We start from the raw sequence: 13,232 nt of genomic DNA on the forward strand, positions 1-13,232 counted from the left end.
GCCCGACCGGTCCCCGGGGCGCGCCTCCGAACGGTCCGGGCTTTGGCGGGCCCGTGCCCGACCGCGGGCCGGTCGACCCGGCCCCGGGTCGGCCGCCGGCCGGGGACGCCGACGACCCCCGACTGACGACGCCCCCCACCCCGCGCGGCCGGCACGGCGCACAGGTGACCGACGTACACCAGGCCGCACTCGACCCGGCGGTCCGGCGTGGCCCGGGTGGACGCCGGGCACGGCCCGACGCGGATGACGACCCCGGCGGCATCCAACCGACCTCCGGCGCGGGCCGGCGCGCGCGGCCGGATGACGTGCCGGCCGACATGCCGGCGGGTCGTCGCGCGCGACGCGACGACGCGCCGGTCGGCGCCGCGGGTCGGCGGGCGCGACCCGACGACGACCCGGCGGGCGCGCCGCCGGTCCCCGGCCCGGGTCACCGTGCGCGACCGGACGACATGCCGCCGGCAGGTGTGCGGCCGGTCTCCGGCGCGGGCCGACGTGCGCGACCGGACGACATGCCGCCGTCGGTCTCCGGCACCAGCCATCGAGCGGCGCCCGAGGGCGCCGGCCGCCGATCCGCCGGGGAGCCGGATCGGCCGGTGGTCGTGCCGCGCAGCGGAAACGCCCCGGCCCTTCCCAGCGCCACCGCGCCCGTCTCCGGCGGCCCGGTGCAGGTCGCGGGGCCGGCCGCGCCGCGCCGCGCCGCGGACCGTGGTCAAGGGGCCGGGCCCGGCGGGGTCGAATCCGCCACCGAGCCGGCCCGGACTCCGCGCCGGCCGGCAGACGAGGCGGGTGAACCCCGCCCGCAGCGGCCGGAACGCCCCGCCGACTGGCTGCGGCAGGCCGGCCGTACGTCGCACACCGATCCCGCCCTGCCGGCCACTCGCCGTCCGGCCGGCCCGCCGGTCGAGGAGCCGACCGGACGCCCGAGCGGCGCCGATCGTGGTCCGGGCGCGAGGGCCGGTGCCGCCGCGCCGCCGGTACGCCCCGAAGAGCCCGGCCCGGCCGTGCCGCCGGTCCGAGCCGGCCAGCCCGCCAGAGGCGCGGCGCGCCCAGGCGTCCCCCCGGTGGCTGGTGGCGGTCCGGCGCGTGCCGGCGTGCCGCCGGTAGGTGGTGACCGTGCCGCCGGCGATCCGGCGCGCGCCGGCGGTCGCCCGCCCGGTGCCGGACGTCCCGTTCCCGGGCCGGGCGCGGCCCCGGCCCGGCCCACCGGCGACGGTCGCGGGCCGGCTCGGCCGACCGGCGACGGTCGTGGGCCGGCTCGGCCGACCGGCGACGGTCGTGGGCCGGCGCGGCCTGACGGCGCCGTCCCACCGGGCGGCGTACCCGGTGGCGCACCCGGGCCGGCGGCGGCGCCGGGACCGCGTGCGGCTGCCGCGCCGGTGGTGGCCCGGGCGGCTGCGGGCGTGGCCCGTCCGGCCGGGTCGGACGAGCGGACGACCGGTCGGGCCGTCCCGCCCACGGCGGAACCGGGTCGGCCCGCTGCCCCGGGTGCGCTGGTTGTCGGAGCGCCGACCAGCGGCGCGCCGGCGGTGGCGCGGGCGGCTGCGGTCGTACCGCCGGGGGAGCCGGCGGGGGCGCGGCCCGGTGCGGGCGACGGACCGGCGCCACGAGCGGCCGGCCCGGTTGCGGTCGAGGACGAGCCGGAGGCGGACGGCCCGCGCGGCGCCCGCTCCGAGCTGCGGCGGCAGATGCGGGAGCGGCGTCGGCTGCGGATGGGTGTCCTCGCCCTGGTCAGCCTCGTGCTGCTGGGGGCGGTGCCGCTCTACTTCGGGATGCGGACGCTCAGCCACGACCCGGTCTTCGACACCCTCGACGCGCTCGACGTGCCGTCCTGGGCGGCGACGAAGACGGTCGACAACGTCAGCGGCAGCCGCTGGTGTCTCCAGGACTGCCGGCTGCGGGAACGCGCGGTCGAGTCGGAGCAGGGGTGGAAGCAGACCGTCGCCGTCTACGAGCAGGCGCTGGCCAAGGACGGCTGGCGACGCTGGAAGGTCGACCGCTGCCCGGAGGAGAAGGTCGAGGGCAGCTACACCTGCTGGCGGCGGGACGAACTCACGCTCGACCTGTGGGTGCGCGACCCCGCCTGCACGCCGCCGCCGGTGGACGGGGAGCCGGCGCCGTCCGCCCCGCCCACCACCGAAGCGGAGACCTGTACCGGCTCGTTGGTGTCGGTGAAGGTGCGCAACGCGATCGACGACGAGCGGACCGGGCCGACCCCGACCACCGATCCGTCACTCACCGGTGAGGATCCGTACCCGACCCTCACCGACGACCCCCTCGGTGAGCCGACCCCCTCACCGTCATGAGCCGACTTCCATCACGGACGGTAGGGTCTGGGGCTGGCGCGCCCGCCCGCGCCCGGTGACCGGGTCGGTGTGGCGCGAAAAGGGTAGGAACGGTCGCGCGTTCCGGGGCGTCGTGCCCCGGAACAATGCTTGAGGAGGACATGCGCGTGAGTGGTGGAGAGATCGCTGCGCTGATCGCGGCCGGCGCGTTCCTGATGCTGGTGCTCGTGCTTGCGGTGCCGATCCTGCGGCTGCGACACACCGTGGACGCGACGACCCGCATGATCGGTGACCTGAACGACCGCACCGGGCCGCTGCTCGGTGACGTGAACACCACGGTGAAGAACGTCAACACCGCGCTGGAGCAGGTGCAGACCTCGCTGGACGGGGTGAACCTCCAGCTCGCCAAGGTGGACACCATGACCAGCCACGCGCAGAACGTCACCGCGAACGTGGCGAACCTGGCCACGGTGGTCTCCGCCGCCGCCGCGAACCCGCTGGTCAAGGTGGCCGCGTTCGGGTACGGCGTGCGCAAGGCCGCCTCCGCCCGCCGGCACGCCGAGACCGAGCGCGAGGTCCGCGACACCATCAAGCAGCAGCGTCGGGCCGCCAAGCGCGGCAACCGCTGACCCCGGCCGGCGTACGCGGGAGGATGAGAGCATGAGGCGGTTGTTCTGGCTGGGCATCGGCCTGGCCGTGGGTGTCCTGGTGGTGCGCAAGGCCACCCGGACGGCGCAGGCGTACACCCCGGCAGGCATCGCCAGCGGGTTGTCCGAGTCCGCCGGTGGGCTGGTCGAGTCGGTGCGTGCCTTCGTGGACGATGTCCGGGTCGGGATGGCCGAGCGTGAGCAGGAGATCCACGAGGCCTTCGCCCGCGGTGAGGCGTACGACGACGAGTTCGCCGAGCTGCGGGAGGACCCGCGGATCGGTGACCGAGAGATTTTCCCGGAGGAGCACCAGCGATGAAGACGGCGGAGATCAAGCGGCGGTTCCTCGCCCACTTCGAGGCGAACGGCCACGCCGTGGTGCCGTCCGCTCCGCTGCCCGCCATCAGCGACCCGAACCTGCTGTTCATCAACGCGGGCATGGTGCAGTTCGTGCCCTACTTCCTGGGTCAGCAGACCCCGCCGTACCAGCGGGCGGCGAGCGTGCAGAAGTGCATCCGGACGCCGGACATCGACGAGGTCGGCAAGACCAGCCGGCACGGCACGTTCTTCCAGATGAACGGCAACTTCTCCTTCGGTGACTACTTCAAGTCCGGGGCGATCCCGCTCGCCTGGGACCTGGCCACCACGTCGGTCGAGGCGGGCGGCTTCGGGCTGGACCCGGAGCGCATCTGGGCGACGGTCTACCTGGACGACGACGAGGCGTACGACATCTGGCGTGCCACCGGCGTGCCGGCGGAGCGGATCGTGCGCCGGGGCAAGGCGGACAACTTCTGGTCGATGGGCATCCCCGGCCCGTGCGGTCCGTGCTCGGAGCTCTACTACGACCGGGGCCCGGAGTACGGCCGCGAGGGTGGTCCGGAGGTCGACGAGGACCGTTACCTGGAGTTCTGGAACCTCGTCTTCATGCAGTTCGAGCGGGGTCCGGGCGCGGGGAAGGAAGACTTCCCGATCCTCGGCGACCTGCCGGCGAAGAACATCGACACCGGCATGGGCCTGGAGCGGATGGCCTCGCTGTTGCAGGGCGTGGACAACCTCTACGAGATCGACGAGGTCAAGCCGATCCTGGACCGGGCGGCCGAGCTGACCGGCAAGCGGTACGGCGCGCACTCGGGGCACGCGGCCAACCAGTCGCACCCGGACGACGTGCGACTGCGGGTGGTCGCCGATCACGTGCGCACCGCGCTGATGCTGATCGGCGACGGGGTGACCCCGTCGAACGAGGGCCGTGGCTACGTGCTGCGGCGGATCATGCGCCGGGCGATCCGCTCGGTGCGGCTGCTGGGCTACCAGGACCGGGCGCTGCCGGAGCTGTTGCCGGTGGCGCGGGACTGCATGGCGCCGTCGTACCCGGAGGTGGCCGAGGACTTCGGCCGGATCTCGCAGTACGCGTACGCCGAGGAGGACGCGTTCCTGGCCACGCTGCGCGCCGGCACCACGATCCTGGACACCGCGATCGCCGAGACGAAGTCGGCCGGCCGGCCGGCGCTCTCCGGTGACAAGGCGTTCCAGTTGCACGACACGTACGGCTTCCCGATCGACCTGACCCTGGAGATCGCGGCCGAGCAGGGCCTCCAGGTCGACGCGGACGGCTTCCGCCGGCTGATGGCCGACCAGCGCGGCCGGGCCAAGGCCGACGCGCAGGCCCGCAAGACCGGGCACACCGACGTGTCGGCGTACCGGTCGGTGCTCGACGGCGGCGGGCCGGTGGAGTTCACCGGCTACACCGAGCTGAACCGGGAGTCCCGGGTGCGCGCGCTGCTGGCCGGCGGCGCGTCGGTGGGCGCGGCGGCCGAGGGCGACACCGTCGAGCTGGTGCTCGACACCACCCCGTTCTACGCCGAGGGCGGCGGCCAGCAGCCCGACCAGGGCCTGATCACCGTCGGCGGCGGGCAGGTCGAGGTCTTCGACGTGCAGCAGCCGGTGCCCGGCCTGATCGTGCACCGGGCCCGGGTGGTGCGCGGCGAGGTCCGGGCCGGGGAGACCGGGTACGCGGAGATCGACGTGTCCCGCCGCCGGGCGATCTCGCGGTCGCACACCGCGACGCACCTGGTGCACCAGACGATGCGTAACTTCCTCGGCGAGTCGGCGACCCAGGCGGGTTCGCTGAACGCGCCGGGCCGGCTGCGGTTCGACTTCAACACCCCGACCGGGGTGGCGCCGAGCGTGCTGCACGACGTGGAGCAGCAGGTCAACGAGGTGCTCCTGGCCGATCTGGAGGTGCACGCGTTCGTCACCAGCCAGGAGGAGGCCCGCCGGATCGGGGCGATGGCGCTGTTCGGCGAGAAGTACGGCGAGCGGGTGCGGGTGGTCGAGGTCGGTGACTACGCCCGGGAGCTGTGCGGCGGCACCCACGTGGCCCGCTCGGCCCAGCTCGGCCTGGTCAAGATCCTCTCCGAGGCGTCGGTCGGTTCCGGGGTACGCCGCATCGAGGCGCTCGTCGGCATGGACGCGTTCGGCTTCCTGGCCCGTGAGCACCTGCTGGTCTCCCGGCTGGCCGAGCTGTTCCGGGTGCCGGGCGAGCAGGTCGCCGACCGGGTGGAGCAGACCGTCACCCAGTTGCGCGACGCGGAGAAGGAGCTGGAGAAGCTCCGCGCCCAGCTCGTGCTCGGTGGGGCCGGTGCGCTCGCGGCACAGGCGAAGGACGTGCGCGGGGTCGCGTACGTCGGCACCGAGGCGCCCGAGGGCGCGGCGGCGAACGACGTGCGGACCCTGGCCCAGGAGATCCGGGGCCGGATCGACGCGGCCCGCCCGGCGGTGGTCGCGGTGGCCGCCCGGTCCAACGGCAAGGCGTCCCTGGTGGTGGCCGTCAACGCGGCTGCCCGGGGGCGGGGCCTGAGCGCGAAGGACCTGGTGAAGGCGGCGTTCTCCGGCCGGGGCGGCGGCAGCGACGACCTGGCCCAGGGCGGCGGCCTGCCCGCCGCGGAGGCGTCGAACCTGCTGGTGACGGTGGAGCAGGCGGTCGCCGACACCCCATGAGCGTTGCGATGGATGCCAGGGCGGGCCTTCCGGTCCGCCCTGGCCCGTACTCAGGGGAGGTGTGGCGGTAGATGACTGAGTTCGTGCGCGGTGTGCGGTTGGGGGTGGATGTCGGCCAGGTCCGGGTCGGGGTGTCCCGGTCCGACCCGCACGGCATCCTCGCCACCCCGCTCGTCACCCTGGCCCGCGACCTGACCGCCGAGCCGGACGCGGTGCCCGCCGACATGGCCGAGCTGGTCCGGCTGGCCGCCGAGCACGAGGCGGTGGGTATCGTCGTCGGGCTGCCGGTGAACCTCGCCGGAAAACACGGCCCGGCGGCGGCGAACGTCTCCGCCTACGCCACCCGTTTGGCGGATGTGATGGGGCCGATTCCGGTGACGCTGACGGACGAGAGGATGTCTACCGTCCTCGCGAGTCGTAGGCTGGCGGAACGGGGCGTCCGGGGAAAGCGCCAACGAGCGGTGGTCGACCAGGCCGCCGCGGTGGAGATTCTGCAGAGCTGGCTGGACGCACAGCGGAGGCGAACGCATGATCGACGACCTTGACCTGGGGTTCGACGAACAGGAGAGGGGTGAGAAGGGCCGGCACCGGCGCGGCGCGGTGCTCCGCCGGCAGGGCAGGTCCGGCGGCGGCAGGGGCAAGACCTTCCTCGCGCTCGCCCTCGCGCTCGTGCTGCTCGGTGGCATCGGTGGCGGGGCCTACTACGGCTTCGACCGCATCCAGAACTACCTCGTCACCCCGGACTACGACGGTTCCGGCACCGGCGAGGTGACGGTCCAGATCAAGCAGAACGCGTTGATCGCCGACATGGCGGACACGCTCGTGGCCGCCGATGTGGTGAAGAGCACCAAGGCGTTCATCGAGGCCGCCGAGGAGAACTCGCGCAGCAAGAACATCCAGCCGGGCACCTACAAGCTGCGCAAGCAGATGAGCGGTGAGGCGGCGGTCGCGGCCATGCTCGACCTGAAGAACAAGATCGTCAACGGGCTGACCATCCCGGAGGGGCTGACCGCGAAGACGGTCTTCAAGCGGCTCTCCGACAAGACCGACATCCCGATCAAGGACTTCGAGACCGCCGCGAAGGACCCGGAGGCGCTGGGCGTGCCGGACTGGTGGTTCAAGCGCTCCGACGGCAAGAAGGTCAAGCCGTCGATCGAGGGCTTCCTCTTCCCGGACACCTACGAGATCCCGCCGAAGGCCACCGCCGAGACGGTGCTCAAGCTGATGGTGGACAACTTCCTCAGCGTGACCGGCGACATGAAGTTCGCCGACCGGGTGGAGGCGGAACGCGGCGGGATCACCCCGTACGAGGCGCTGATCGTTGCGTCGCTGGCCCAAGCCGAGGCGGGCAACAAGGACGATCTGGGCAAGGTCGCTCAGGTTGCCTACAACCGGGTCTACAAGGGCAACTTCGACTGCGGATGCCTGGAGATGGACGTCACGGTCAACTATTACCTGGAGTTGACCGGGCAGAAGACCAAGACGTCCAAGGAGATGACCGCCGCCGAGTTGGACAATCCCAAGAACCCGTATAACCGCAAGCTGCGCGGCCTGATCCCGACGCCGATCAACAACCCGGGCAAGCAGGCACTGGAGGGGGCCATGGATCCCCCGCCGGGGAAGTGGCTGTTCTTCGTGGCGATCGACGACAAGGGGCACTCGGCCTTCGCGGAGACGTACGAGCAGCACAAGCGCAACGAGCAGAAGGCCAAGGAGGCCGGGATCATCTGATGGCCGCCCCACACCGTGCGGCGGTGGTCGGCAAGCCGATCGCCCACTCGCTCTCCCCGGTGATCCACTCCGCCGGGTACGCGGCGGCCGGGTTCACCGGCTGGTCGTACACCCGGATCGAGGCCGGCGCGGACGAGCTGCCCGGCCTGGTCGCGGGCCTCGGCCCGGAGTGGGCCGGGCTGTCGGTGACCATGCCGGGCAAGGAGGCGGCGCTCGCGCTTGCCGACGAGGTCTCGCCGGTCGCCGCCGCCGTCGGCGCCGCCAACACGCTGGTACGCCGGCCCGACGGCACCTGGTACGCGGACAACACCGACGTCACCGGCATGGTCGAGGTGCTCACCGGTGCCGGCTGCGTGGCCGGCGCGGTGGTGACGGTGCTCGGGGCCGGGGGCACCGCCCGCGCGGCGATCGCGGCGGCAGCCCGGATCGGCGCGGCCGAGGTGACAGTCGTGGCCCGCCGGCCCGAGGCGGTCGAGGAACTGCGTCCGGTGGCGGTCGCCGCCGGCGTGCCGCTGGCCGGGGCGGAGTGGGACGGCGCGCCCGCGCACGCCCGGGCCGACCTGGTGATCTCCACGGTGCCGAAGGGGGTCGCCGACCCGCTCGCCGAGAACTTCGACTGGCGGCCGGAGTCGGTCTTCTTCGACGTCGTCTATGACCCGTGGCCCACACCGCTCGCGGCGGCGGCGCTGGCCGCCGGGTGCCGGGTGGTCTCCGGGCTGGACCTGCTGCTGGCCCAGGCGTACGGCCAGTTCGCGCAGTTCACCGGCGCCCCCGCCCCGCGCGAGGCGATGCGCGCCGCGCTGGGGCGGTAAGGCGGGGCCCCTTCTTAACGCCTCCGGTAGAGGCGGGGCCCCCGCTTAACACCTCGCGGGTGGCGGCCGGGCGGTGGGCGAACGCGCCTGTCCGCAGGGCGGGACACCGGCGGCGGCGTGCCGGGCCGGGCCGGGGGCGTGACACACTGACCGCTGTGTTGCGCTGGCTGACTGCAGGTGAATCGCACGGACCCGCCCTCGTCGCGCTGCTGGAGGGGGTACCCGCCGGCATCGAGGTGACAAGCGCCGACATCGGCGGCGAGCTGGCCCGCCGCCGGCTCGGCTACGGGCGGGGTGCCCGGATGGCGTTCGAGCAGGACGAGATCGAGGTCATCGGCGGGCTGCGGCACGGCGTGACGCTCGGCAGCCCGGTGGCGATCCGGGTGGGCAACTCCGAGTGGCCGAAGTGGGGCACCGTGATGGCCGCCGACCCGGTCGACGCGGACGAACTGGCCCGCCAGGCGCGCAACGCCCCGTTGACCCGCCCCCGCCCGGGCCACGCCGACCTGGCCGGCATGCAGAAGTACGGGCACACCGACGCCCGGCCGATCCTGGAGCGGGCCAGTGCCCGGGAGACGGCCGCCCGGGTCGCGGTCGGCACGGTCGCCAAGGCGCTGGTCAAGCAGGCGCTCGGCGTCGAGATCGTCTCCCATGTGGTGGAGCTGGGACCGGTGGCGGTGAAGCCGGGCCTGCGCCCCACGCCGGAGGACGCGGCCCGCATCGACGCCGACCCGCTGCGCTGCCTCGACGCCGAGGCGAGCGCGCGGATGGTCGCCGAGGTCGACGCCGCGAAGAAGGACGCCGACACGCTCGGCGGCGTGGTCGAGGTGCTCGCGTACGGCGTGCCGCCGGGCCTGGGCAGCCACGTGCAGTGGGACCGCAAGCTCGACGCCCGCCTCGCGACCGCGTTGATGTCGATCCAGGCGATCAAGGGCGTCGAGATCGGCGACGGGTGGCAGCAGGCCCGCTCCCGTGGCTCCGAGGCGCACGACGAGATCATGCCCACCGCCACCGGCGTGCGCCGGATCACCGACCGGGCCGGCGGCCTGGAGGGCGGCATCACCACCGGCGAGCCGCTGCGGGTCAAGGCGGCGATGAAGCCGATCTCGTCGCTGAACCGCGCCCTCGCGACGATCGACGTGACCACCGGGGAGCCGGCCACGGCGATCAACCAACGTTCCGACGTGTGCGCGGTGCCGGCCGCCGCCGTGGTCGCCGAGGCGATGGTCGCGCTGGTGCTGGCCGAGGCGGCGGTGGAGAAGTTCGGCGGCGACTCGATCGCCGAGATGCGCCGCAACCTCTCCGGTTACCTCGACAGCCTGGTGGTCAAGTGAGCACCCGGCCGGTGGTCGTGCTGGTCGGGGCGCCCGGCTCCGGCAAGACCACGGTGGGCGCGGCGCTCGCCGAGGCGCTCGGCGTCGACTTCCGCGACACCGACACCGACATCGAGCGCCTCGCCGGCAAGCCCATCCCGGAGATCTTCGTCGACGAGGGCGAGGACCATTTCCGTACGCTGGAACGGGCCGCGGTGGCGGCGGCGCTGGCCTCGCACGGCGGGGTGCTGGCGCTCGGCGGCGGTGCGGTCCTCGCCGAGGAGAACCGGGCCGCGCTGATCGGTCACACCGTGGTGCACCTGTCGGTGGAGCTGCCGGACGCGATCCGGCGGGTCGGGTTGGGCGCCGGCCGGCCGCTGTTGGCGTTGAACCCGCGCGCCACCCTCAAGCACCTGCTGGACCAGCGTCGCCCGCTCTATGCCGAGGTGGCGACCGCGACCGTGGTCACCGACGGCCGCGAGCCGGAGGAGTTGGCCGCCGAGATCGCCGCGCTGCTCAAGCCCTGACCGCCTCGGCAGGCGGGGCCGCGCGGCGGGTGGGGCGTTCCGGGCGCCAGGTGGCCAGCAGCGCGAGCGCGAGCGCGATCTCGGCCAGATCACCGAGGTAGTACATGAGCGTGGCGCCGGCCCGCAGCTCCGCGCCGCCGGCCGGCACGTCGACGAGCAGTCCGGCGTAGAGCAGTTGGGCGATCGCGGCGTGCGCGGCGACCCCGACGCCGAGCACCACGAGCCGCGCCGGCACCCGGGGGCGGTGCGGGCCGGGATCCGGACCGGCGATCGACCAGGCGAACAGGCAGCCGCCGAGCAGGAAGTGCACCTGCACCAGCAGGTGCAGCGCGGCGCTGTCGAGCGTCGCCCGGTAGAGCGGGGTGAGGTAGAGCACCCACAGCCCGCCGGCGGTGAGCAGCAGGCCGGTGACCGGGTGGCCGAGCACCCGCGCGACCGGGTGCCGCAGCAGGTGGACCAGCCGGCGTCCGGCGCGCCGGTCCAGGGTGCGCAGCAGCAGCGTGACCGGCGCGCCGAGCACCAGCGCCAGCGGCGCCAGCATGCCGATCAGCAGGTGCTGCCACATGTGCCCGACGAAGTCGGCGGCGGGCCGGAGCAGTCCCACGGTCACCAGCAGCGCGCCCAGCCCGAAACTCGCCGTCCGCCGGTGCGCCCAGCCCGGGCCGCCCGGGTCGCGCAGCCGCAGCGCGGCGGCCAGATAGACCCAGAACACCGCCGCCGGTACGAGGGCGGTGGCCGGAAAACCGCCGGTCGCGTGCCCGGCGTGGGTCATCGTCGCTCCGGGGCGCAGAGGTCGATCGCCTCGGCCCGCCGCTGGATCGCCCAGCCGGCCGCGATCAGGATCGCGCCGAGGGCGAGGAAGCCGAGGTCCCACCAGGTCTGGTACGGGCCGGAGCGGACGTGGTGGATGCCGAGCAGGTGATGGTCGATGACGCCTTCGACCAGGTTGAACAGCCCCCAGCCGACGAGCACCCAGCCCCACAGCATCGGGGAACGCCAGAGCCGGCCCCGCGACCGGGTGACCCGGGCGTAGAGCAGGGCCAGCCCGGTCAGCACCGCCACCCAGGTCACCACGTGGAACAGGCCGTCCCACAGCGTGTTCATCTGCAATCCGGGCACGGTGTCGACCGGGTAGTCCCGGATCCCCACGCGGTCGGTGTCGGTGCTGCTGAGCATGTGGTGCCACTGGAAGACCTGGTGCAGGAAGATGCCGTCGACGAAGCCGCCGAGACCGATGCCGAGGATCGTCGCGGGAAGGCGGATGCTCATTCCGCCGCCCTACCCGGGGCCCGGCGGGACAAACACCCACGGTGTGGACAGTCGCCCCGCCGGACCGGGCGCTGGACTAGGCTGCCGGCGATGGACGAGGTGACCCGGATCCCGGTCGGCGGCGAACGGCCGTACGACGTGCTTGTCGGACGTGACCTGCTCGACCCGCCGCCCGACCTGCTGCCCGGCGCCGAGCGGGTGGCCTACCTGCACGCGGCGCCGCTCAAGGCCCTCGCGGAGCGGCTCGCCGAGCGGGCCCGCGCCGACGGCGTGACGCCGCTGCTGGTGGAGGTGCCGGACGCGGAGGCGGGCAAGCACGTCGACGTGGCCGCCGCCGCCTGGGACCGGCTCGGCGCGGCGGGCTTCACCCGTACCGACGCGGTGGTGGGGGTGGGCGGCGGCGCGGTCACCGACCTGGCCGGTTTCGTCGCGGCCACCTGGCTGCGCGGGGTGCGGTGGGTGCCGGTGGCGACCTCGCTGCTCGGCATGGTGGACGCCGCCGTCGGCGGCAAGACCGGCATCAACACGACCGCCGGCAAGAACCTGGTCGGCGCGTTCCACCCGCCGGCCGGTGTGCTCTGCGACCTGGCGACGCTCGACGGGCTGCCCCCGGCCGAGCTGGCCGCCGGGATGGCCGAGGTGGTCAAGTGCGGCTTCATCGCCGACCCGGTGATCCTCGACCTGGTCGAGCGGGACCCGGCCGCCGCGCTGGACCCGACCGGCCCGGTGGTCCGCGAGCTGGTGGAGCGGGCGGTGCGGGTGAAGGCGGACGTGGTCGGCGGGGACCTGCGCGAGTCCGGGGTACGCGAGGTGCTCAACTACGGGCACACGCTCGCCCACGCGATCGAGAAGGTGGAGGGCTACCGCTGGCGGCATGGCCACGCGGTCGCGGTCGGGCTGGTGTACGCCGCGACCCTGGCCCGGCTGGCCGGCCGGCTCGACGCCGACGACGCCCGGCGGCACCGGCGTGTGCTGGCCGCGCTGGACCTGCCCACCGGCTACCGGGCGGACGCCTGGCCGGAGCTGCTCGCCGCGATGCGGGTGGACAAGAAGGCCCGGGGGAGCCGGCTGCGGTTCGTGGTGCTGGACGGCCTCGCCCGCCCGGCGATGCTCGAGGCGCCGCCGGACGAGCTGCTGGCCGCCGCCTACCGGGAGATCAGCTCGTGAGGGTGTATGTGCTCAACGGGCCGAACCTGGGCCGGCTCGGCACCCGGCAGGTCGACGTCTACGGGGTGACCAGCTACGCCGACCTGGTGGCCATGTGCGAGCGGACCGGGCGCGAGCTGGGGCTGGACGTGGTGGTGCGGCAGACCGACGCCGAGCACGAGTTGCTGGGCTGGCTGCACGCGGCGGCGGACGAGGAGGCGGCGGTGGTGCTCAACCCGGCCGCCTGGTCGCACTACTCGATCGCGGTCCGGGACGCCTGCGCCCTGCTCCGCGGCCCGCTCGTCGAGGTGCACATCTCCAACATCCACGCCCGGGAGGAGTTCCGGCACCACTCGGTGGTCTCGGCGGTGGCCACCGGGGTGATCTGCGGGCTCGGGGTGGACGGCTACCGGCTGGCGTTGCACCATCTGGCGCAGCGTGCGAGTCCGATTCGACACAGCTAGTAGACTTGGCAGGTCTGTCCGCCAATTGATGATCAAGGCAGGAA

At 74.0% G+C, this 13,232-nt stretch carries 13 protein-coding genes; 11 read left to right on the top strand and 2 right to left on the bottom strand.

The window, feature by feature from the left end; genetic code table 11:
* Positions 1-1,685: 1,685 nt before the first annotated feature.
* The 9 genes from O7619_RS14995 to O7619_RS15035 all read left to right on the top strand — a co-directional run bounded on the left by O7619_RS14995 (position 1,686) and on the right by O7619_RS15035 (position 10,309).
* Positions 1,686-2,303, top strand: a complete 618-nt coding sequence (locus tag O7619_RS14995; protein ID WP_282288836.1) for a hypothetical protein — start codon at positions 1,686-1,688, stop codon at positions 2,301-2,303.
* Positions 2,304-2,449: 146 nt separating this feature from the next.
* Positions 2,450-2,911: a DUF948 domain-containing protein gene (locus O7619_RS15000; RefSeq protein ID WP_181567772.1), complete on the top strand. Its 462-nt coding sequence runs from the start codon at positions 2,450-2,452 to the stop codon at positions 2,909-2,911.
* 31 nt (positions 2,912-2,942) lie between these two features.
* Positions 2,943-3,248: a DUF6167 family protein gene (locus O7619_RS15005; protein WP_091578080.1), complete on the top strand. Its 306-nt coding sequence runs from the start codon at positions 2,943-2,945 to the stop codon at positions 3,246-3,248.
* The gene (gene alaS / locus O7619_RS15010; RefSeq protein ID WP_282288513.1) at positions 3,245-5,926 is read left to right on the top strand and encodes an alanine--tRNA ligase; all 2,682 of its coding nucleotides are present in this window, start codon (positions 3,245-3,247) and stop codon (positions 5,924-5,926) included. Before O7619_RS15005 ends, alaS begins: the two co-directional genes overlap by 4 nt.
* 71 nt (positions 5,927-5,997) lie before the next feature.
* On the top strand, positions 5,998-6,471 hold the full coding sequence (gene ruvX / locus O7619_RS15015) for a Holliday junction resolvase RuvX (protein ID WP_282288514.1): 474 nt from the start codon (positions 5,998-6,000) through the stop codon (positions 6,469-6,471).
* A complete protein-coding gene (mltG, locus tag O7619_RS15020; RefSeq protein WP_282288515.1) occupies positions 6,455-7,657 on the top strand; it encodes an endolytic transglycosylase MltG in 1,203 nt (400 codons plus the stop codon). Before ruvX ends, mltG begins: the two co-directional genes overlap by 17 nt.
* On the top strand, positions 7,657-8,469 hold the full coding sequence (locus O7619_RS15025; protein ID WP_282288517.1) for a shikimate dehydrogenase: 813 nt from the start codon (positions 7,657-7,659) through the stop codon (positions 8,467-8,469). The genes mltG and O7619_RS15025 overlap by 1 nt, the downstream gene beginning before the upstream one ends.
* 155 nt (positions 8,470-8,624) lie before the next feature.
* Positions 8,625-9,803: a chorismate synthase gene (gene aroC, locus O7619_RS15030; RefSeq protein ID WP_282288519.1), complete on the top strand. Its 1,179-nt coding sequence runs from the start codon at positions 8,625-8,627 to the stop codon at positions 9,801-9,803.
* On the top strand, positions 9,800-10,309 hold the full coding sequence (locus O7619_RS15035; protein WP_282288520.1) for a shikimate kinase: 510 nt from the start codon (positions 9,800-9,802) through the stop codon (positions 10,307-10,309). Before aroC ends, O7619_RS15035 begins: the two co-directional genes overlap by 4 nt.
* Here the strand turns inward: O7619_RS15035 and O7619_RS15040 are convergent.
* Together O7619_RS15040 and O7619_RS15045 are read right to left on the bottom strand one after the other, a co-directional pair.
* Positions 10,299-11,081 carry a cytochrome c oxidase assembly protein gene (locus O7619_RS15040; RefSeq protein ID WP_282288521.1) on the bottom strand — a complete coding sequence of 261 codons (783 nt, stop codon included), beginning with the start codon at positions 11,079-11,081 and terminating at the stop codon, positions 10,299-10,301. The genes O7619_RS15035 and O7619_RS15040 overlap by 11 nt on opposite strands.
* Entirely contained in the window at positions 11,078-11,578 is a 501-nt protein-coding gene (locus O7619_RS15045) for a DUF2243 domain-containing protein (RefSeq protein WP_282288522.1), read from the bottom strand. Before O7619_RS15045 ends, O7619_RS15040 begins: the two co-directional genes overlap by 4 nt.
* A gap of 90 nt (positions 11,579-11,668) precedes the next feature.
* On the opposite strand from O7619_RS15045, the gene aroB reads away from it, so the two are divergent.
* Together aroB and aroQ are read left to right on the top strand one after the other, a co-directional pair.
* Positions 11,669-12,745: a 3-dehydroquinate synthase gene (gene aroB, locus O7619_RS15050; RefSeq protein WP_282288523.1), complete on the top strand. Its 1,077-nt coding sequence runs from the start codon at positions 11,669-11,671 to the stop codon at positions 12,743-12,745.
* Positions 12,742-13,188, top strand: a complete 447-nt coding sequence (aroQ, locus tag O7619_RS15055) for a type II 3-dehydroquinate dehydratase (protein ID WP_282288525.1) — start codon at positions 12,742-12,744, stop codon at positions 13,186-13,188. Before aroB ends, aroQ begins: the two co-directional genes overlap by 4 nt.
* Positions 13,189-13,232 lie beyond the last annotated feature (44 nt).

The organism is Micromonospora sp. WMMD998, assembly GCF_029581235.1.
Classification (GTDB): domain Bacteria; phylum Actinomycetota; class Actinomycetes; order Mycobacteriales; family Micromonosporaceae; genus Micromonospora.